The 20872-nt window shown below is 62.8% G+C and carries 18 protein-coding genes and 1 riboswitch; of the genes, 8 read left to right on the forward strand and 10 right to left on the reverse strand.

The features are described 5' to 3' along the window. Positions 1 to 11: 11 nt before the first annotated feature. The gene (locus tag BLP10_RS13495; protein WP_091135326.1) at positions 12 to 593 is read left to right on the forward strand and encodes a hypothetical protein; all 582 of its coding nucleotides are present in this window, start codon (positions 12 to 14) and stop codon (positions 591 to 593) included. Between the two features lie 176 nt (positions 594 to 769). Here BLP10_RS13495 and BLP10_RS13500 read toward each other — a convergent pair whose 3' ends face one another. Next, positions 770 to 2074: a hemolysin family protein gene (locus BLP10_RS13500; protein WP_091135327.1), complete on the reverse strand. Its 1305-nt coding sequence runs from the start codon at positions 2072 to 2074 to the stop codon at positions 770 to 772. 169 nt (positions 2075 to 2243) lie between these two features. Further along, positions 2244 to 2334, forward strand: a riboswitch (glycine riboswitch). 161 nt (positions 2335 to 2495) lie between these two features. Here BLP10_RS13500 and gcvT point away from each other — a divergent pair. The 7 genes from gcvT to BLP10_RS13535 all read left to right on the forward strand — a co-directional run bounded on the left by gcvT (position 2496) and on the right by BLP10_RS13535 (position 12513). Next, positions 2496 to 3644: a glycine cleavage system aminomethyltransferase GcvT gene (gene gcvT, locus BLP10_RS13505; RefSeq protein WP_091135329.1), complete on the forward strand. Its 1149-nt coding sequence runs from the start codon at positions 2496 to 2498 to the stop codon at positions 3642 to 3644. 18 nt (positions 3645 to 3662) lie between these two features. Next, positions 3663 to 4037, forward strand: a complete 375-nt coding sequence (gcvH, locus tag BLP10_RS13510) for a glycine cleavage system protein GcvH (protein WP_091135331.1) — start codon at positions 3663 to 3665, stop codon at positions 4035 to 4037. Positions 4038 to 4196: 159 nt separating this feature from the next. Further along, positions 4197 to 4667, forward strand: coding sequence for an OsmC family protein (locus tag BLP10_RS13515; RefSeq protein ID WP_091135570.1), 471 nt, complete (start codon positions 4197 to 4199; stop codon positions 4665 to 4667). Positions 4668 to 4884: 217 nt separating this feature from the next. After that, positions 4885 to 6225 carry an aminomethyl-transferring glycine dehydrogenase subunit GcvPA gene (gene gcvPA, locus BLP10_RS13520; RefSeq protein WP_091135333.1) on the forward strand — a complete coding sequence of 447 codons (1341 nt, stop codon included), beginning with the start codon at positions 4885 to 4887 and terminating at the stop codon, positions 6223 to 6225. Continuing rightward, on the forward strand, positions 6225 to 7793 hold the full coding sequence (gcvPB, locus tag BLP10_RS13525) for an aminomethyl-transferring glycine dehydrogenase subunit GcvPB (protein ID WP_091135334.1): 1569 nt from the start codon (positions 6225 to 6227) through the stop codon (positions 7791 to 7793). Before gcvPA ends, gcvPB begins: the two co-directional genes overlap by 1 nt. 313 nt (positions 7794 to 8106) lie before the next feature. Then, positions 8107 to 10152 (forward strand): acyltransferase family protein, encoded by a 2046-nt coding sequence (locus BLP10_RS13530; protein ID WP_091135336.1) that lies wholly within the window; start codon positions 8107 to 8109, stop codon positions 10150 to 10152. Positions 10153 to 10446: 294 nt separating this feature from the next. After that, complete coding sequence (locus tag BLP10_RS13535) at positions 10447 to 12513, forward strand: acyltransferase family protein (RefSeq protein WP_175493910.1); 2067 nt, start codon at positions 10447 to 10449, stop codon at positions 12511 to 12513. A 67-nt stretch (positions 12514 to 12580) separates the two neighbouring features. Here BLP10_RS13535 and BLP10_RS13540 read toward each other — a convergent pair whose 3' ends face one another. The 9 genes from BLP10_RS13540 to BLP10_RS13580 form a co-directional block, all read right to left on the reverse strand. Further along, entirely contained in the window at positions 12581 to 13225 is a 645-nt protein-coding gene (locus BLP10_RS13540; protein ID WP_091135340.1) for an HAD family hydrolase, read from the reverse strand. 68 nt (positions 13226 to 13293) lie between these two features. Then, the gene (locus tag BLP10_RS13545; RefSeq protein ID WP_091135342.1) at positions 13294 to 13779 is read right to left on the reverse strand and encodes a F0F1 ATP synthase subunit B family protein; all 486 of its coding nucleotides are present in this window, start codon (positions 13777 to 13779) and stop codon (positions 13294 to 13296) included. Between the two features lie 10 nt (positions 13780 to 13789). Beyond that, on the reverse strand, positions 13790 to 14341 hold the full coding sequence (locus BLP10_RS13550) for a F0F1 ATP synthase subunit B family protein (RefSeq protein ID WP_091135346.1): 552 nt from the start codon (positions 14339 to 14341) through the stop codon (positions 13790 to 13792). A gap of 107 nt (positions 14342 to 14448) precedes the next feature. Beyond that, complete coding sequence (locus BLP10_RS13555; RefSeq protein ID WP_027315246.1) at positions 14449 to 14673, reverse strand: F0F1 ATP synthase subunit C; 225 nt, start codon at positions 14671 to 14673, stop codon at positions 14449 to 14451. A gap of 55 nt (positions 14674 to 14728) precedes the next feature. Further along, positions 14729 to 15457 (reverse strand): F0F1 ATP synthase subunit A, encoded by a 729-nt coding sequence (locus tag BLP10_RS13560; RefSeq protein WP_091135349.1) that lies wholly within the window; start codon positions 15455 to 15457, stop codon positions 14729 to 14731. Positions 15458 to 15517: 60 nt separating this feature from the next. Then, positions 15518 to 15889 carry an AtpZ/AtpI family protein gene (locus tag BLP10_RS13565; RefSeq protein ID WP_091135350.1) on the reverse strand — a complete coding sequence of 124 codons (372 nt, stop codon included), beginning with the start codon at positions 15887 to 15889 and terminating at the stop codon, positions 15518 to 15520. Between the two features lie 206 nt (positions 15890 to 16095). After that, complete coding sequence (smc, locus tag BLP10_RS13570; protein ID WP_091135352.1) at positions 16096 to 19557, reverse strand: chromosome segregation protein SMC; 3462 nt, start codon at positions 19555 to 19557, stop codon at positions 16096 to 16098. A 42-nt stretch (positions 19558 to 19599) separates the two neighbouring features. After that, positions 19600 to 20238 (reverse strand): DsbA family protein, encoded by a 639-nt coding sequence (locus tag BLP10_RS13575; protein WP_091135354.1) that lies wholly within the window; start codon positions 20236 to 20238, stop codon positions 19600 to 19602. 72 nt (positions 20239 to 20310) lie between these two features. Next, positions 20311 to 20820, reverse strand: a complete 510-nt coding sequence (locus BLP10_RS13580) for a DUF721 domain-containing protein (protein WP_091135356.1) — start codon at positions 20818 to 20820, stop codon at positions 20311 to 20313. Positions 20821 to 20872 lie beyond the last annotated feature (52 nt).

Here is a 20872-nt window from a genome sequence, read left to right on the forward strand (position 1 = left end):
CGGGGGATTCGATGGCTAAGGGTTTGAGTGCGAAGGCCGGTGCGGCGCTGACGGTTCTGGCCGTGTCGGTTCTGGCCGGATGCGCCGGGTCCGGCGAGAGCGGCGGCATGGGCATCGGCGAGATGCTGCTGACGGGCGGCGCCACGCTTCCTCCGGTCCAGGCCACGCCCACGAGCGACGTATACTGCCCGCCGGTGACGGTCTTCGAGGGCGGGTCCGCCATTCAGGGCTATGCCGGCGGCCGCGCCGGCGACGCATCGGCCCTGCGGAGCCAGATCGCCATCAGCAACCTTGCCCGCGAATGCGTCGGCCAGCCTGACGGCTCCACCCTGGTGAAGGTGGGTGTGGAAGCCCGCGCGCTCCTGGGCGCAGGAGGCGGAGCAGGGCGCTACAACGTCCCGGTCCAGATCGTGGTGAAGAGCCGCTCGGGCGTGATCGCCAACCGCAGCCGCAGCGCCGTGGCGGCCATTCCGGCCGGAAGCGCGCAGACGACCGTCACCGTGGTCGAGGACAACATCCTGGTGCCTGCAAGCCAAGCCAACGATTTCGAGATCGAAGTGGGTCTTGGAGGCCGGGCCGGACGCCGGGGCTAGGGCCGACAGAAAACCGTTTTCAGATAAAGGCCCGGTCTCGCCGGGCCTTTCGCTTATGGGGACGTCTTCCGACGACCTACAAGGGGTCGGTCACAGCTCATATGGAAGTCGGATAAGCGCGAAACGATCGGCGCTGGATCGCCGACCGCCAGGCAATGCCTTTACCAAGGCTGACCTCAGGAGAGGGTGGGTGAGCCCACTCTCTGGTTCAGGGGCATGGCGAGCACCTTGTCGATCCGGCGCTCGTCCAGGTCGATCACCTCCAGGCGCCATCCGAGCACGTCGACGGACTCGCCCGTGTTCGGCAGGCGCTGCAATTCGCTGATCACCAGCCCGCCGACCGTATGATAGCTGCGCGGCTCGGGAAGGGTGATCCCGAGGACATCCGCCATTTCATCGACGGGCATGGAGCCCGCGAGCAGCCAGGAGCCGTCCTCGCGGCGGACGGCGTCGGGCTCCGGCGCCTCGCCGTCGGAACGGAAGGCTCCGACGATGGCCTCCAGCGCGTCGGCCGGGGTCACGACACCTTCGAAATGCCCGTACTCGTCATGGACGAGCGCCATGGGCACCTCCGAGTCGCGCAAGGTCGCCAGCGCGTCCAAGGCGTAGAGAGTGTCCGGGATCACCGGCGCGCTCTGAACCTGGCTTCGGATGTCCAGGGGCTGGCCCGACAGCAGGGCCGCCAGAAGCGCGCGCGACTGGACCACGCCGATGATGTTGTCCGGCGAGCCATCGCTGACCGGCAGGCGAGAGTGAGGGGTCTCCAGCAGGAGGGCGCGGATGGTCTCCGCATCGTCCTCGACATCGATCCAGTCCACATCCGTGCGCGGGGTCATGAGGCCGCGGACCGTCCGGTCGCCGAGGCGCAGGACGCCGGAGATCATGCGCCGTTCCTGCTCCTCGATCACGCCTGCGCTCTCGGCCTCGCCGACGAGCATCTTGATCTCCTCTTCGGTCACGGTCGTTTCATCGCCCGAGGGCGTGCCGAAAAGGCCGAAGATCAGGCGCGTCGAGGCATTGAGGAGCCACACGGCGGGCGCGGCGACCTTCGAGAGCACCAGCATGATCGGAGCCATCGTGCAGGCGATGCCTTCCGGATGACGCAGGGCAAGCTGCTTGGGCACCAGCTCGCCGATGACGATGGAGAGATAGGTGATGACGCTGATGACGATGCCGAAGCCGAGCGGGTCCGCCGCTCGTTCCGGCATGCCTTGATCCATGAGGATTTGCGACAGGCGGTCGCCGAGAGCCGCGCCCGAGAAGGCGCCGGCCAGGATGCCGACGAGGGTGATGCCGATCTGGACCGTGGAGAGGAAGCGCCCCGAATCCTCCATGAGGGTCAGGGCGGTGCTGGCGCCGGAGCGTCCCTGTTCCGCCATGGCCTTGAGGCGGGGCCTGCGTGCGGACACGATAGCGAGTTCTGAAAGCGCGAAAACGCCGTTCAGGGCGACGAGAGCAAGAGCGATGACCAGTTCGAGCAACGATGTCAGGAGCTGCCGACCGGATCAGGCCGCGCTTTCCCCCTTCTGTGGATGATGCCCTAACATGGGGGTTCGAAGCGCTGCCGTCAATTAAGACGGGGAGATGAGAGTTGCGGCACCCTGTTTTGTTGACAGGATCATATTTCCTCTTCAGAGCTTATGTCAGCCGATGATCCCCGCGGAAGAGACCGGGCCACACGCCCGGCGCCGAAGGCGCAACCGCCCCGGAAACGCTCAGGCCAAAGGACCGCGAGGGAGCTGGCACTCTGGAAAGCGGCGATGCTTGTAAGGGGCATCGCCCACCGACGGGCGTAACCTGCCGCAAAAGCGGATCAGGGAAATCTCTCAGGTCTCGTGACAGAGGGGGCGCACAGCAACGGGCCGAAAGGCTCGATGAAACGCGCACCTTTGAGGGAACACGATGGCCGAGACAGCGCACAGCGATCAGCCGCTTCTGAATACGCCGCTCCATGCCGAGCATGTGGCGCTCGGTGCCCGCATGGTGCCGTTTGCCGGTTACAACATGCCGGTGCAGTACCCCACCGGCATCATGACCGAGCACAACTGGACCCGCGAGCATGCGGGCCTGTTCGATGTCTCCCATATGGGCCAGGCATTCCTCGTGGCCGACGACAAGAGCCATGAGACCGCAGCCAAGGCGCTCGAGGCCCTTGTTCCCGCCGATGTGCTGAACCTCAAGCCGAACCAGCAGCGCTATTCGCAGCTGCTCGACGAGAACGGCGGCATCCTCGACGACCTCATGGTCACCCGCGTGGGCGCTCCCGGCCACGAGGGCTGGCTCTATCTCGTCGTCAACGCTTCCATGAAGGAGCAGGACTACGCGCATATCCAGGCGCGCCTGCCGCAGGGCGTGAGCCTGAACCGAAAGGACGACCTCGCGCTGATGGCGCTGCAGGGTCCGTCAGCCGCTGCCGTGCTCGGCAAGCTCTCGCCCGAGGCTGCGGATATCCCTTTCATGATGTCCGCCGACGTGCAGATCGACGGCATCTGGTGCCACGTTTCCCGCTCCGGCTACACCGGCGAGGACGGCTACGAGATTTCCTGCAAGGCAGGCGACGCGACAAAACTCTGGAACACGCTGCTCGCTGATCCTGAAGTGAAGCCCATCGGCCTCGGTGCGCGCGATTCCTTGCGCCTCGAAGCGGGCCTGTGCCTCTACGGCCACGATATCGACACCACCACATCGCCGATCGAAGCCGGCCTCAACTGGTCCATCCAGAAGCGCCGCCGCGAGGAGGGAGGCTTCCCGGGCGCCGCGCGCATTCAGCGCGAGGTGAAGGAAGGCGCTGCCCGCGTGCGCATCGGCATTCTGCCGGAAGGCCGCGCTCCCGCTCGCGAGGGCACCGTGATCACCACGCCCGACGGACGCGAGGTCGGCATCGTCACTTCCGGCGGCTTCGGCCCCACCGTCAATGGTCCCATCGCCATGGGCTACGTGTCGAAGGATGTTTCCGCCATCGGCACCGATCTTCATCTCGTCGTTCGCGGCAAGCCGCTGCCTGCCAAGGTCGCCGCCATGCCGTTCGTACCGCATCGCTACAAGCGCTAATCCCAGGGGAGAACAACAATGACCACGCGTTACACCAAGGATCACGAATACATCCGCGTCGAAGGCGACGCCGGCATCGTCGGCATTTCCGATTTCGCTCAGGGCCAGCTCGGCGACGTCGTTTTCGTGGAGCTGCCGAGCGTCGGCAAAACGCTCAACAAGGGCGATGAAGCCGCCGTCGTCGAGAGCGTGAAGGCCGCAAGCGAAGTCTACGCTCCGGTTTCCGGCGAAGTCGTCGAGGTCAACAGCGATCTCGAAGCCACGCCCGGCACCGTGAACGAGGACCCCGCCGGTCGCGGCTGGTTCCTGAAGATCCGCCTCACGAACCCAAGCGAGCTCGACGGTCTGCTGACCGAGGAGCAGTACCAGGAATTCGTGAAGTCGATTTCGTAATCGAGAGCGTCACGAAACTCTGCCTCATCCTGAGGAGCCGCGTGAGCGGCGTCTCGAAGGAGGATTCAGAGAGCACTGGAGACGCCTCGCCCTTCGAGACGGACCTGACGGTCCTCCTCAGGGTGAGGCTTCGTGGAGAACGAAAAGTCGGGCAAGGCCATGGCACACGAATACACGGCCACAGTGGTTTGGACGCGCGGGGAAGGCGAGGCTTTCTCCGACAACAAGTACAAGCGTGGCCACCGTTGGTCGTTCGACGGCGGCATCGAGGTTCAGGCGTCGCCGTCACCGCTCGTGGTGCCCTTGCCGTATTCCCGCGAGGATGCTGTCGACCCGGAGGAAGCGTTCGTGGCATCCATATCGAGCTGCCACATGCTCACCTTCCTTCACATCGCCGCCAAAAGGCGCCTCGTCATCGACCGTTACGAGGACAAGGCGCTCGGTGTGATGACGAAGAACGAGAACGGGAAATTCTACGTCTCGAAAGTGACGCTCAACCCCGAAATCGCGTTCTCCGGCGACCAGATTCCGACGCCCGAGCAGATCGCCGACATGCATCACCTCGCTCACAAGGAATGCTTCATCGCCAATTCCGTGGTCACGGAAATCGTGGTGGCGGGCATCCCGTGACAGCATGAGCATCCGGCGAACCATCATATCTATCCCCCTCCCCCTTGTGGGGAGGGGCTAGGGGTGGGGGTGTGAGCGCTACATTCTGAGATGTTGGCGCTGACACCCCCACCTCCCACTCCTCCCCACAAGGGGGAGGAGAGCCCGTTGCGCCTCTCCTGCCTGCTTCTGCACAAGGGGAGAAATTCGTGAGACACGCTAGCAAGGTTTTTAGCCGATGCGTTATTTGCCTCTTTCCGACACCGATCGCAGCGAGATGCTCGCGCGCATCGGCGTCAAAACGGTGGACGAACTGTTCGCCGATGTGCCGAAGAACCTGCTCCTGAAGGAGCCGGTCGACCTGCCGCGCCGCAAGGGCGAATTGGAGGTGGAGCGCATCCTCTCCCGCATGTCGTCCAAGAATGTGCCGGCATCCTCCGTGCCGTTCTTCGTGGGCGCTGGCGCTTACAAGCACCACGTTCCGGCGACCGTCGATCACCTGATCCAGCGTTCCGAGTTCCTCACGAGCTACACGCCGTATCAGCCCGAGATCGCACAGGGCACGCTGCAATATCTCTTCGAGTTTCAGACGCAGGTCGCCGCTCTCACCGGCATGGAAGTGGCGAACGCCTCCATGTATGACGGCTCGACCGGCACGGGCGAGGCGGTGCTCATGGCGCACCGCGTCACCAAGCGCCGCAAGGCCGTGCTCTCCGGCGGCCTGCATCCGCATTACGCTGAAGTGGTGCGCACGCTCTCCGACATGGCGAGCGATCAGGTCGTCACCATGCAGCCGGACGTGGCGGGCTCCGAGGACATTCTCTCGCAGATCGACGACACGACGTCCTGCGTCGTCGTGCAGTCGCCGGACGTGTTCGGTAATGTGCGCGACCTGAAGCCGATCGCCGAGAAGGCGCACAAGCATGGCGCGCTGCTGATCGCCGTGTTCACGGAAGTCGTGACGCTCGGCCTCATGGCGTCGCCGGGCAGCCAGGGCGCCGACATCGTGGTCGGCGAGGGCCAGTCCATCGGCAACGCGCTGAACTTCGGCGGACCTTATGTGGGTCTTTTCGCCACGCAGTCCAAGTTCATCCGCCAGATGCCGGGCCGCCTCTGCGGCGAGACGGTGGATGCGGACGGCAATCGCGGTTTCGTGCTCACGCTCTCGACGCGCGAGCAGCATATCCGCCGCGACAAGGCGACCTCGAACATCTGCACGAATTCGGGCCTCTGCGCGCTGGCCTTCACCATTCACATGACGCTGCTCGGCGAAACGGGCCTGAAGCGTCTTGCCCGCGTGAACCATGCGAATGCGATCAAGCTCGCCGACCAATTGGCTGGCGTGAAGGGCGTCGAGGTTCTCAACAAGACGTTCTTCAACGAGTTCACCGTGAAGCTGGCAAAGCCTGCGGCTGAAGTGGTCGAAGCGCTTGCCAAGAAGGGCGTGCTCGCGGGCGTGCCTGTGTCGCGCCTGCTGCCCGGCGCCGGCCTCGACAATCTGCTGCTCGTCGCTTCCACCGAAGTGAACACCGATGATGACCGTGCGGCCTTCTGTGCCGCCTTGAAGGAGGTTCTGTGATGTTGAACCGCCAGGGACGTCCCACCCAAGCCGGTCAGGCCGGCACCACCGAGCATCCGACCTTCACCGGCAACAAGGCGCTGGCGCAGGTCGAGCCGCTGCTCTTCGAGATCGGCCGCTACGACACGACCGGCGTCGACATCGACGAGCCGGAGGATTTCCAGCCGCGTCTCGGCGGCCTGGAGCGCAAGGAGGCCATCGGTCTTCCGGGTCTCTCCGAGCCCGAGACCATGCGCCATTACGTGCGCCTGTCTCAGATGAACTACGGCATCGACACTGGCCTGTTCCCGCTGGGCTCTTGCACGATGAAGCACAATGCGCGCCTCAACGAGCGCATGGCGCGTCTGCCGGGCTTCTCCGACGTGCATCCGCTGCAGCCGATTTCCACCGTGCAGGGCGCGCTCGAACTCATGAACGAGCTCGGCCGCTATCTCGTCACGCTCACCAACATGACGTCCGTCGCGCTCTCGCCGAAGGCCGGCGCGCATGGCGAACTGTGCGGCATGATGGCGATCAAGGCCGCCATCGAGGCCAAGGGCGAGGGCAAAACCCGCAACGTGGTGCTCGTGCCCGATTCCGCGCACGGCACGAACCCGGCGACTGCAGCCCTCATCGGATTCGTGGTGAAGCCGGTTCCGGCCCGCGAGGACGGCTGGGTGCATGTGGAGGACGTGAAGGAGCGTCTCGGTCCGGATGTGGCCGCGATCATGCTCACGAACCCCAACACCTGCGGCCTCTTCGAGCCGCAGGTCGCTGAGATCGCGAAGGCGATTCATGATGCGGGTGCCTACTTCTACTGCGACGGCGCGAACTTCAATGCCATCGTCGGCAAGGCGAAGCCGGGCGATCTCGGCGTCGATGCCATGCACATCAACCTGCACAAGACCTTCTCGACGCCGCATGGCGGCGGCGGCCCGGGCTCCGGCCCGGTGGTGCTCTCCGAGCGTCTTGCGCCTTACGCGCCGGTTCCGTTCGTGCGCGTGGGCAAGGACGGCTTCGAGCTGGTTGAGGAAGCGGCCGACGCTGCCGAGAAGCCTTTCGGCCGCATGACCGCCTTCCATGGCCAGATGGGCATGTATGTGCGCGCTCTGTCCTACATGCTCTCGCATGGTTCGGACGGGATGAAGCAGGCGTCAGAGGACGCCGTGCTCAACGCCAACTACATCCGCGCCGGACTCTCCGACCTCATGTCGCTGCCGTTCGGCAACAAGCCGTGCATGCACGAGGTGCTGTTCGACGATGCGTGGCTGAAGGACACGGGCGTGACCACCCTCGACGTGGCGAAGGCCATGATCGACGAGGGCTATCACCCGATGACCATGTACTTCCCGCTGGTGGTGCATGGCGCGATGCTGATCGAGCCGACGGAGTCCGAATCGAAGTCGTCCCTTGATCTCTTCGTCGCGACGCTGCGCGATCTCGCCATGGCGGCCAAGAACGGCGACACGGAACGCTTCACAGGCGCTCCCTACCACGCCCCACGCCGCCGCCTCGACGAAACCCGCGCGGCCCGCAACCCGATCCTCAAATGGACAAAGCCGGCTCCGGTCGCGGAAGCGGCTGAGTAAAAACGACGCAATTCTCCGGAAATGCCGCCCCTTCGGGCGGCATTTTTCGTTATGGCCTCAAGGTTGTGACCGATTGGGCACAGCTTGTTAGGGGAAAATTTGCCAAAGTATATACGCACCTCTCTGTTTGGAGAGGAGGCAAATCAACGGCCCTGAGCTAATGGGGTGTAACGTAACGGCAACTCTATGCGATGCCGGGTTGATGAGGTGAAGCTAGGCTTTCCCTCATGCGTTGGCACCGCTGGCTAGGGCTATGCCCAACTCCATTTGGCAGGTTGCCCCCGGTCATCGTGGACGGTGAAGACAGAGCGCGATGACGGCTTCGACTAAGGTAGGCTCAACTTACCGCCCCGAAATCCAAGGAGTCCGCACCATCGGCGCCCTGCTGGTGGCATGCTTTCATATCTGGGGCGGGCGCGTCTCGGGCGGGGTCGACGTCTTCTTCGTCATTTCCGGATTCCTGATCACCGGCTCCCTCTACAAAGAGGTCCAAAGACACCAGACCATTGATGTGGTTGCATTTTGGTGGCGGATCGCCAGACGCGTGGTCCCTATGGGAATTCTGGTTCTATTCTTTACGTTCCTGGCGATCATGGTCTTGATGCCGCCTCTGGAGCAGCGGGATTTTCTGCCGGAGATCGCCTACAGCGCCCTTCACCTTGAAAATTTCAAGCTCATGAGGAACGCGGTCGATTATCTCTCCCGCGACAATCCGCCGAGCCCGACGCAGCAGTTCTGGGCCCTGTCCGTACAGGTACAATTCTATGCGGTCTGGCCCTTTCTTCTCCTTGGGGTGGCCTTTGCCGCTCGCAAGGTCCGTTCGGCATGGACCGCATTCGCCCTGGCTCTAGCCTTGGTATTCCTTGCATCCCTCGCATATTCGATCATCCAGACCGGCCGAGACCCATCCCCGACATATTTCAATACGCTTGCCCGTGTCTGGGAGTTTGCAATCGGCGGCCTCGTTGCCGTCGCCGCGCCTCACCTGAATATTCCGCCAAAGGTGCGTTACGTCGCGGGATGGGTTGGACTGATTGCGATCCTCAGTTGCGGCTTCCTGGTGCCTGCCTCCGCGCATTACCCCGGCTATGTCGCCCTCTGGCCTGTGCTCGGCGCAAGTCTCTTGCTCATTAGCGGCAGCAGTGGAGTGCGCTTTGGCGCCGATAGGCTGCTGAGTATGAAGCCCCTGGTTTTCATGGGGGACTTCTCCTTTTCGTTCTACCTGTGGCACTGGCCGATCCTGATTTTCGCCATGCTCCTGACAGGCGAGACGAGCTTGGATCTAGCCCAGGGCCTTTCCGTCATCGCCGTAGCGCTTTGTTGCGCATATCTTTCTCATCGCTGGGTCGAGGAGCCTATTCAGACCATAGGCTTCGGCAAAACGTTCAGCCGCTTCCAGATGATCGGAGCTGCGCTGGTTCTGCCCGTCCTCCTGGCTGCATCCGTCACGATTGCGGTCGTCACTCACCCAGGAGGTGCGTCTGCTTCCATAGCGATCGAGGAATACCGCAAGCTGCCTCTTCAGCCGCCTTTGGAGACAGCGATGGGGGATATTCCCCGGATCAATCTCGACAACTGCAACCAGGCAGAGAAACGAGTCGAGTTGATCTCCTGCACGTACGGTAACAAGACTAACCCCACAAAGACCATCGCTCTTGTGGGCGATTCCCATTCCGCTCACTGGTTTCCCGCTTTGGAGGTCCTAGCGAGGGAGAACGACTGGCGCCTTGTCGTTACGACAAAGGACGGATGTCCTCCCATGGCCTATGACCGCATGCATGCAACCTGCCGTGAATGGACGGAAGCCTTGGTGCAGCACTTGCTCAAGCTGAAGCCGGACGCAGTATTTACGACATCAACGCGCCCTAATCGCGGTCGTTTGCGGGATTCCAGTGGAAACGCCGCGAATGAGGGGAAGAAGGAATACGTCCCATCTGAGTTCCTCGAGCATTGGGCTCGCTTCGAGAACAGTGGTGTCACCTTCATCGCTCTTCGCGATACGCCGCGTTTGATCATCAATGCGCCCCGATGCCTCTCCGGCGCGCCTTCTCCCGGAATCAACTGTGGCCGCCCGCGCTCTGAAGTTCTGGACGACAAGGACCCGAGCACACGGCTGAACCCAAGACCGACGAATGTGAGTTTCATCGATCTCAACGATCAGTTCTGCACAAGGTACATGTGCCCCCCTGTTCAGAAGAACATCATCATGTACAGAGACGGCACCCATCTGACGGCAACGTACGCTCGCCATCTCGCTCCTGCTCTCGGTGAGAGAATGGAGAAGGTCCGGCCGGATCTATTCCTGCCGGTTGCCCAGCGGAAGACAAGCGGACAGCGGGTCACTGACGCAGGCCAATAAGCTGTAAGGTTTTTGACAGCTGCGGCTCACGCACATGGCGTGCAGAAGTCCTCGTCGGTAGTCGCACCTGCATGTTCGGAGAGGATGCAAGCCGTTTTCTTCCTGATAGGAGCAAACTCAGGGAATTACTTCACGTCACCTGAGTTGTTACGGCAGCATCCACTCAGAGAGTATGTTCAGAATTTCTGGCGGGGCGTCCGTTGCGGGCATCTCGCAAGATGCACCATGGCTTTGATCTCGTCTCTCCAGGCGAGCTCCTCCCTTCGCTGCCGGAACTATGAAGAGCATAGGTTCATGGTTGCTGCGAGAGCTGAGAACTCGACTTACCGCCCCGAAATCCAAGGGGTCCGCACTATCGGCGCCCTGTTGGTGGCGTGCTTTCACATCTGGGGCGGGCGCGTCTCGGGTGGCGTGGATGTCTTCTTCGTCATTTCCGGTTTTCTCATCACCGGTTCTCTTTACCGGGAAGATCTGAAAACAGGTGGCATTCGGCTGATCGTTTTCTGGGGGCGGATCGCCAGAAGAGTTGCGCCCGTTGCTTATTTCGTTCTTGCTCTGACTACGATCGCGGCTTTCGTTCTGTTGCCCGGGGCAGAAGTGTCGCGATTCCTGAGCGAAACGATCGCCAGCGTCTTTCATGTCGAGAACATCAATCTCATGATGAAATCCGTTGATTATCTCGAGAGGGATGCGGCGTTAAGTCCGGTCCAGCAATTCTGGGCTTTGTCGATCCAGATTCAGTTCTATGCCGTATGGCCGTTCATGATCCTGGCAACCGGCTGGCTATCGCGCCTGTTCAGCCGGCCCGTTGCAATCCCGATCATCGTGCTGACGGCGGTTTTTGTCACTTCGCTCGCTTACTCCATCACTGAGACTGCAGCGGATCCGGCTCCTACCTACTTCAATCCGCTAGCGCGCGTCTGGGAGTTTTCCCTGGGTGGTCTCGCTGCGATCCTGCTCCCGCATGTAGCGTTGCCGCACCTGATGCGGATCCTAGTGGGTTGGGCGGGCCTAGCACTGATCGTCAGCTGCGGCTTCATCATTCCTGCTTCTATCAAGTTTCCAGGCTATGTCGCTCTCTGGCCGACGCTCGGCGCGGTTCTGGTCCTCGCTTCCACTCATACGCAGAGCCGATACGGTGTCGACCGGATCTTGGCCTCGAAGCCGCTTGTGCTGCTAGGCGACGTTTCGTTCTCCTTCTACCTCTGGCACTGGCCGATCTTGATCTTCTACACGGTCGTTCAAAACAGCAGCAAAGTCGGACTCGGCAGTGGATTACTGATTCTCTTGGTCTCTTTAGTCGGGGCCTATGTGACGACACGCTTTCTCGAACAGCCCCTTCAGCGCTCGCCCATCGGCAAGCAGAAGCCTTGGCAGATTCATGCGCTGTCCACGGGATGTGCTGCGCCTGTCATCGCGGCGGTGCTGGTCTGGATCATATCCCTGCATGTTGCGGAGAGCCGACGGGAGGAGGCTATGACCCTGATGAAGGCGCAATATCAGGGTGGTGCATTCCCGCTGACACGTGAGGCTGTCGTAAAGCCGGGCATTCCTATTTATCCCCCTGAGGAAATGCTGGAGCCACTAAAGCAGCAGTATTGCCAGCAAAGCATCGCCAAGAGCGAAGTCATTACTTGCGAGCGAGGTGTCAGTAGAGAAGAGGCCTTGAGGACGGTTGTCGTCGTTGGTGGCTCGCATTCGGAGCATTGGCTGCCGGCGATAGGGCAAATTGCGCAAGAGCAAAAATGGAGGCTGATCGCCATCACCAAAGGAGCGTGTCCCTTCATGTTCTTGCCAGATATGGCATCGCCGTGTGCCATCTGGAATGAGAGCGTTTATAAGCTTCTGGTAGAACTCCAGCCCGATATGGTTTTCACCACGTCGACCCGCCGCAGAATTACTCGTCAAGAAGGCGAGTCGATACAATATGTTCCGGAGAGCTATCTCACACAATGGGAAAGGCTGGCTGAAAAGAACATTCAGATCGTTGCCATTCGCGACAACCCAAAGATGCAGCTTAACCTCTTGAGATGTGTTGCAGCCAATCCGCGCGATGTCCTGCCCTGCTCAAGGCCACGTCATGCGGTCATCGATCCTGTCAGCCCTGTAGAATTGCTCAATCCTCAACCTAAGAACGTTGCATTCATCGATCTGACAGATCGGTTCTGCGATCAGGAATATTGCTATCCTGTCGGCGGCAATGTGTTGATCTATCGCGACACCCAACACATTACCCGGGAATATGCCCGTACGCTGGCAGCTCCGCTCTCGCAGGAAATCAAGAGGGTTCGCCCGGATCTTTTCTCTCCGGTTGATCCGAAAAGCACGGACAAGCACCAGATTGTTGAGGCGGACGGATAGCTGGCGACTGAAGCGCGATATCCGTTCACGCATTCCGTAAGCTGATGGGTCAGTTCTGCTCGCCTCGTCACCGAAGGATCGTTTCGGGCAGTTCTTCCATTCGTTCGATCAATGCCGTCGCACCGGCCTGTAGCAGTTTCTGCGCATGGTTCGGCCCGCAATGGCTGCCGCCTGTAAAGCCGATCACGCGCATTCCGGCGGCAATGGCCGCCTGCACTCCCGCGGTTGAATCCTCGATCACGAGACAATCCTTCGGATCGGCGCCCATCCGCTCCGCTGCAAAAAGAAACAGGTCGGGCGCCGGCTTGCCGTGCGCCACCTGCGTTGCACTGAAGACGTTCTCGAAGAGATCGGCGAGGCCTGTCACGCGCAGCGATAGAGCGATTCGTTCCGGGACTGAGGAGGAAGCGACGCAGCGCGGATAGGGCAGGGCGAGAATCGCCTCGCGCACGCCGTCGATCGGTTGCAGCTCCGTTTCGAACCGCTGGTAGAGAGCGGTGTTGATTCGTTCGCTCAGATCCTCAGGCAATGTGCAGGCATGGTCCGCCTCGATGCGGGCGATCATGTCCTTCATGCTTTTTCCGACGAATTCGCGTGTGATGTCGTCGACGGTATAGGGCAGACCGAGCCCGGACAGGATGTCGGCGTCGATCTGGCAGGCGAGGGTCTCGGAATCAACCAGAACACCGTCGCAGTCGAAAATCAGCAGCATGTTTCCTCTCAAGCAAAAAGGCCGCCTTTGAAGGCGGCCTTTTTAAACGGTGCCGGTGTTGCGCGAGCTTACTGCAGCTTCGCGCGCACGTCGGTCAGGCCCTTGCTCACCAGCGCCGAGGCGGTGCTGCCGTTGATCTCCTGGCGCAGCACGCGCTCGGAGGCCTTGACGGCGGCGTCGACAGCGGCGGCGCGGACCTCGGCGGAGGCCTGGGCCTCGGCCTGGGCGATCTTTGCCTCGGCGGAAGCGGTGCGGCGCTTCACGAAGTCGGCCATCTTCTCCTGGGCTTCGGCGGCAAGGCGCTCGGCCTCTTGCTTGGCGTTGGAGACGATCTCGGCGGCCTCGCGCTCGGCGGCGGCACGCTTGGACTCGAACTCCTTCAGGAGGTTTTCGGCATCCTGACGCAGGCGCTTGGCCTCGGCCAGTTCGTCGGCGATGCGCTTGCCGCGGGAATCGAGCTGATTGCCGATGGTGCGGGGAACGCCGTAGTAATACAGCAACCCGATGAAGATGAATAAGGAGACGGCAACCCAGAAGGTGGGATTGGCTAGCATGGGGCTCTCCTTACGCCTGGGTTTGATCGAGGGCGGCTTCGACCGACTGCGGAGCAGGGGCCTTGCCGGTGATCCGTTCGACGATGGCCGTGGCAGTCTCGGCGGCGATGCCGCGGACATGGCTCATGGCCTGCGTCTTCTTGGTGGCGATGGTGGCTTCCGATTCAGCCAGACGCTTGTTGAGGTCGGCTTCCAGGGCCTTGCGCTTGGCGTCGCTCTCAGCGGCGAGCTTGGCGCGGGTTTCCTGGGCGAGAGCCTGAGCGCGGCCCTTGGCCTCGGCCAGAGCCTTCTCGTAGGCGGAGCCTGCCTCTTCCGCACGGGCCTTCATGGCGGCGGCCTCGTCGAGATCCTTCGCAATGAGCGCGCGGCGGTTCTCGATGATGCCGGACAGACGCGGCAGAACGAGCTTCGAGAGAAGCGTATAGAGCAGCACGAAGGTGATCGCGAGCCAGATGATCTGACCGGCGAAGGTTTCCGTCGCGAAAGGCGGGAAGGTGGCATCCGCCGCGTGGGCGCCGCCGTGAGCTTCCGTACCAGCCTGGGTGGTCTGAGCCTGAGCCATGGAAAAACGGTCCTGGAATGTGGAAATGACGGCGGGTTTTCCGCCGTCACTGTCTCAAGCAAGGCTTCAACCTGAGCCTTGCTCTCCCGATCACCGAAAGAAGTGAATTAGGTGAACAGCAGGAGAAGGGCGACGACGAGGCAGAAGATGCCGAGGCCTTCCGCGAGCGCCGCACCGATGAACGCACGAGCGAACTGGCCGTCGGCAGCCGACGGGTTACGCAGGGCGCCCGACAGGAAGTTGCCGAAAATGTTGCCGACGCCGAGAGCGGCGAGGCCCATGCCGAAGCAGGCCAGGCCCGCGCCGAGGTACTTGAAAGCGATAGGATCCATCGTGATCTCCTAGGGGTGATGATCGGGAGAGAGGGAAGAGGGACGACGCCGCGCCTTAGTGTCCCGGATGCAGGGCGTCGTTGAGGTAGATGCAGGTCAACACCGTGAAGACGTAGGCCTGCAGCGCGGCGACGAGGAACTCGAGCGCCGTAAGACCAACCGCCATGAGAAGCGGAAGAGGGGAGAGAAGCGCGATGCCGATGCCGGCGGTGCCGAGCGACACCACGAAGCCGCCGAAGACCTTGAGCGCAATGTGGCCGGCCAGCATGTTCGCGAAGAGACGCAGGGACAGGGAGATCGGACGTGAGAGGAAGGAGATGATCTCGATCACGGTGATGAAGGGCAGAAGCCAGCCCGGCACGCCCGAGGGCGTGAAGAGATGCAGGAAGTGCAGGCCGTGGGCGACGAAGCCGTAAACGATCACGGTGCCGATCACCAGGAACGCGAGCGCGAAGGTCACGACGATCTGGCTGGTGACGGTGAAGAAACCTGGGACCATGCCGAGCAGGTTTGCCGTCAGCACGAACATGAAGAGGGAGAACACGAAGGGGAAGAACTTCATGCCTTCGCGGCCTGTCGTGTCGGTCAGCGTGTTGGCCACGAAATCGTGCAGGATCTCAGCGACCGACTGCGCACGGCCGGGAACCAGGGCCTTCTTGCGCGTGGCGTAGAGCAATCCACCGACGATGACCGCTGCAGCGCCGAGCATGAACAGCGATGAATTGGTGAAATTGATAATCGGAATGATGGGCTTGACCTGAAATTGTTCGATCGGGCTCGCCATGATCCGCTCTCAAATCCTGCTGTTGCGCTGCTGCTTAAACGTTACCGAAACCGAGGCTTCTCACTTTTTGTCGTCATACCGGGCTGATTTCACTGCGCCCGATGCTCGAAGAAGATTGAGCATGCCGGCGCAGAAGCCGAGGATGAGACAAATAATGAGACCCCAAGGCGAAATGCCGAACAGTTTGTCGATGAGCCAACCCAGCACGCCGCCGGCAAGAACCCCTGAAACGAATTCGGCCGAATACCTGAAGGCCTGGCCGATCGCGGTGTTGTCTTGCTTTGGTCGTTCACGAGGTTCAGCCTCAGCCCGCTGTACGGATGCTTGTGAGATCCGTGCATCGAGAGATTTCAGCCTCGCCGAAAGGTTGGCGTCATCGGCACCATCCGGTTTCCGCTCATTTTCGCCGTTCCGCCCGGTAGGGTCCGCCATTGCGATCTCCTAAAAAGCGTTGCGGGAAAATGCTTGGAAGCCTGGCCCCGAAAGCCGGGCGCAACATATGAGCGGGGGTCCCCCCTGTCAAGGACCGTCTGAAAACAGTTAAGTAATTGATAAAACTAGATAAAGTGCGTTTTCACGCATACTTGAGCAGAAAGCGCACACGTTTTTAAGGCTGAAGGAAGGCGGGCCTGAAAGCCTTAAGCTACCTCAAGAATGCGCTCAGCGCTCTGGAGGTCCACTGACACGAGCTGCGACACGCCCCGTTCTGCCATGGTGACGCCGAAGAGCCGGTCCATGCGGGCCATGGTGATCGGGTTGTGGGTGATGACCACGAAACGGGTTTCCGTCTGCTTCGACATCTCTTCGAGGAGTGCGCAATAGCGCTCCACGTTGGCGTCGTCGAGGGGCGCGTCCACCTCGTCCAGCACGCAGATCGGCGAGGGATTCGTGAGGAACACCGCGAAGATGAGCGCGGTGGCCGTCAGCGCCTGCTCGCCGCCGGAGAGAAGGGTCATGCTCTGAGGCTTCTTGCCCGGCGGGCGGGCCAGAATCTCAAGGCCGGCTTCCAGCGGATCGTCCGAATCGACCAGGGTCAGTTCCGCCGTGCCGCCGCCGAAGAGGGTGGTGAAGAGGCGCTTGAAATGATCGTTGACCACGTCGAAGGCGGCAAGCAGGCGCTCACGGCCTTCGCGGTTGAGGCTTCCGATAGCCTGACGCAGGCGCTTGATGGCTTCCACCAGGTCGTCGCGCTCGGTGGCGATGCCGGTGTACTTGGTCTCGAGTTCCGTCAGTTCCTCGTCGGCGCGCAGGTTCACCGCGCCGAGGCGCTCGCGATCCGCCTTGAGGGAGTGGAGTTTCGATTCGATCTCGCTGTGCGAGGGGAGCTCGGTCACTTCCCGCAAGCCGGCCATCTCGATGAGGCCCGCCGGCGTGGTTTCGAGATTCTCCGCGATGTTGCGGGTGATTTCGGCCAGGCGCTGCACGGCGGCCTCGTGGCGGGCCTGGGAGCCGGCGCGGGCCTCGCGGGCGGCGGCCAGGGCTTCGAGAGCCGCGCGGGCGCTGCGGTCGGTCTCGGCCAGCCCAGTTTCGGCGTCTGCGAGCCGGTCGGCGGCCTCCTTGCGCTTGGCTTCCGCTTCCTCGACCTCGTTGATGAGGGCGCGGCGGCGCTGGAGATAGGTGTCGGGAGCCTCCAGCAGGCGCTGGTGCTCGTCCTGGGCGCGCTCCAGGCGCTCGCCGAGATCCTCGTTGGCCTTGGCGGCGCGGGCGGCGCGCTCAGTCCAAAGGCGGATATCGGCGGCAATCGAATCCTGACGGCGGCGGCGGAGTTCCGCTTCGTGCATCAGGGATTGAACGGCGGCGCGTGCCTCGGAGGCGGCGGCTCGGCGCTCGGCCACCCGGGTGCGCTCTTCGAGGAGGCGGCTTTCGAGATCCGGCGCGGGAGCGAGATCCTGCAGGGCGCTTTCCGCATCCTGCACGCGCTCCAGGGCTTCGGCCTCGCTTTCGGAAAGGCGGGTCAGGCCTTCCTGCAGGGCCGAACGGCGCTGGCCGAGTTCGGCCTCCTTGCGCTCGGCGACGGAGAGGCGCGTACGGGCGGAATCGAGCGCCTGTCGGGCCTGACGGGCGGCCTCGATAGCCTGCATCTCGCGGGACGCCGCCTGACGGACGGCCTCAAGAGCGCCCTCGGCTTCGTGCCGCAGCTGCTCGGCCTCTTCGCGGGCCTCTGCGGCCTCGCGCTCAAGGTCGCCAAGGCGGTTCTTTTCGGCCAAACGGCGGGCCGCAGGCGAGGGGGCTTCGGCAGCGGTGGTGAAGCCATCCCAGCGCCACAGGTCGCCTTCCTGCGAGACCAGGCGCTGGCCGGGCTTCAAGAGGCCGCGCAGGCGCAGGCCGTCGTCCCGGTTCACCACGCCGATCTGGCGAAGACGCCGCTGCAGCTCCACGGGAGCCCGGGCAAGATCGGCCAGCGACCGCACGCCTTCGGGCAGGCGAGGATCGTTCTCGCCGGAGCCGGTCATTTCCCAGTGGTGCGGGGCGGAAGGATTGGTCGAGGCTTCGAGATCGTCGCCAAGGGCTGCACCCAAGGCTGCCTCGTAACCCTTCTCGACCGTGATCTGGTCGAGGGCCGGAGGCCAGAGGTCGCCGGTTGCGGAGGTCACGAGCTTGGCGAGGGTCAGAACCTCCGTCTCAAGCCGTTGCGCCTTGCGTTCGGCCTCGTTGAGAGGCTGGCGCAGGCGGTTCTCCATCTCGCGGGCGGCGGCCACGGCCTCGCGGGCCTCGATCACCGCTTCCTCGGAAGCCTGGGCGGTTTCCTCGGCGATTGCGGTTTCCTCGCGCAGGTCGTCGATGGGCGGGCCGTCATGGGTCGAGGAGGCGGCAAGCGCCTCGATCTCGCGTTCCAGGCGCTCCTTCTCGGAGCGGAAGCGGGCTGCGCGCTCCATCTCCTCGCGCACGGAGCGCTCGAGGGCGGCGCGGCGGGCGTTGAGATCGGAGGTCTGGGCCTGGAGGGCGCTGAGAGCGGCCTCGGCCTCGGCCAATGCGGCTTCGGCGGCCTGAAGGCGCTCCTCGTTCTCGGCGCGAACGTCGTCAGCCCCGTCGGTGGTCTGGGCGATCTCGGCAGCCTCGATCTGAAGGCGCTCGATGGTGGCTTCCGCATCGGCGCGCTGCGCGGCCTCGCGGGCGATGTCCCGGTTCAGGTCGCCGATATGGCGCTCCAGCTCGACCAGGCGGTCCTTGGAGCGGCGCTCCTCCGATTCCAGCTCGTTCCGGGCATGGGTCAGGCGCTGCAGGGCGGCTGCGGCCTCGGCCTCGGCCTGCCGCAGGGCAGGGATGTGGTGGGCGGCGACGGCCTGGGCCGTGGCGGTCTGGGTCTGGGCCTCGGTCAGGTCGGCAACGGCCTTGAGGTCCTCGGCCACCTGCCGTTCGGCGGTGGCGGCCTGATCCCGCGCATCGGCATAACTGATCGCGTACATCAGCGCTTCGAGGCGGCGGATCTCGGAGGAGAGGTTCTTGTAGCGGGAGGCCTGGCGGCCTTGGCGCTTCAGGCTCTCGACCTGGCTTTCCAGCTCCCGGATCACGTCCTCGACGCGCACAAGGTTGTCCTCGGCGGCCTTCAGGCGCAGCTCCGCCTCGTGGCGGCGGGCATGAAGGCCCGCGATGCCGGCGGCATCCTCGAGGATGCGGCGGCGGGATTGGGGCTTCGCCGAGATGATTTCGCTGATCTGGCCCTGGCGGACGAGGGCGGGGGAGCGGGAGCCGGTGGCGGCATCCGCGAACAGGATCTGCACGTCGCGGGCGCGGACTTCCTTGCCGTTCACCCGGTAGGTGGAGCCTTCCTCGCGTTCGATCTTGCGCGAGATTTCAAGGACATCCGCGTCGTTGAAGGCGGCGGGGGCCGTGCGCTCGATGTTGTCGATGGTGAGCATCACCTCGGCCCAGTTCCGGGCGGGCCGGCCGCCGGAACCGGAGAAGATGACGTCGTCCATCCCCGTGGCGCGCATGTTCTTGTGGGAATTCTCACCCATCACCCAGCGCAGGGCTTCCACGAGGTTGGATTTTCCGCAGCCGTTCGGCCCGACCACGCCGGTCAGGCCCGGCTCGATCAGGAAGTCGGTCGGCTCGACGAAGGTCTTGAACCCTGCGATGCGAAGGCGCGTCAGCTTCATGGACGCGCCTTCCCGTCCCGCCTCACGGCAGGGTTTTGGGGCTTACTCGCCCAGCAGAGGCTTGATGACCTTTTCAATCTCATCGATCGACAGGCTTCCCGGATGACGCTGGCCATTGATGAAGAAAGTGGGCGTGGAGTCCACATTGAACTGTTCCATACCCCGGTTCTTCACCGCGTTGACTGCGTCATAAAGTTTCTGGTCCTTGAGGCAAGCATCAAATTTTTCCTGTGAAAAACCTGCCTGCTTCATGAACTGACGGAGCGCGTCGAGGGGCTTGTCCACAAAGGCCCAGTTCTTCTGCTGCTCGAAGAGCATGTCCGTGATCGGGTAATACTTGTCGTTGCCGTCGCAGCGGGCGAGCATGAAACCGGCGGTCGCCAGCGGATCGAGGGGGAACTCGCGCAGGATGAAGCGCACCTTGCCCGTGTCGATGTAGCGCTTCTTCAGCTCCGGCCAGGTGGTGGCATGGAAGTTGGCGCAGTGGGAGCAGGTGAGCGAGGCGTACTCGACGATGGTCACCTTGGCGTTTTCCGGGCCGAGAGCCACGTCGCCGAGGGGGCCTGCTTGAGCCAGATCCTGAACGGCCACGTTCTGGGCGAAGGCCGGAAGGCTCGTGGCGAGATAAGCGGTAACGGCCGCGGTCCCGAGAAGCTGAAGCGTCTGACGCCGGGTGATCATGTGAAGGGAACTCCTGAAGAGGTTTCGTCCTGCGGTAGAATGCCTGGAGCGTGGAGGCAAGCGTCCGTTATCTCACTCTTTCGTGCGTGAACCGGAGCTGACAATCGCTTGGCCGAGCCGGTCGAGGGCGGCCTTGAGGCTGTCCTCCTCGATCCCGCCGATGGCCGCGCTGACCTTCGCCTTGTCCGCCGGAGAGAGTGAGGGCACGGGGGGCTTCCTCTTCTCAACCCGCCGCACGGGGCCTTGTTTCAGGACGATTTTGCCGATGCAGCGCCAGCCGTAATAGGTGTTCACCCGGTCGATGACGGTCGGAGCCATGTGCTGGAGCTCAAGGGCGAAGGCGCTTTCCACGCGGATCACGAGGGTGGCGGGCTCCGGTCTTGCCTCCGGGTCCGCATGGGGGGCTTTCCGCTTCCATTCGATCTTCAGCGGCTGGGTGAAGGCGGCGAGCCGCTCCCCTACGATATCCGCCCAGGCCATGATGATGTCGGAGGTCGCAAAGCCTTGCGCCGCCAGGCTCGGGGAGAGGCAGACGTCGAGAAACTCGGCAAGGGGGCGGGCGAGGGGCCTCGGTCGTCTCATGTTGAATGCTCAAAAGCCGCGTTGGAATATGAGTGCAAGACCGTTATTCCAC

Source organism: Microvirga guangxiensis (assembly GCF_900102135.1).
GTDB lineage: Bacteria > Pseudomonadota > Alphaproteobacteria > Rhizobiales > Beijerinckiaceae > Microvirga > Microvirga guangxiensis.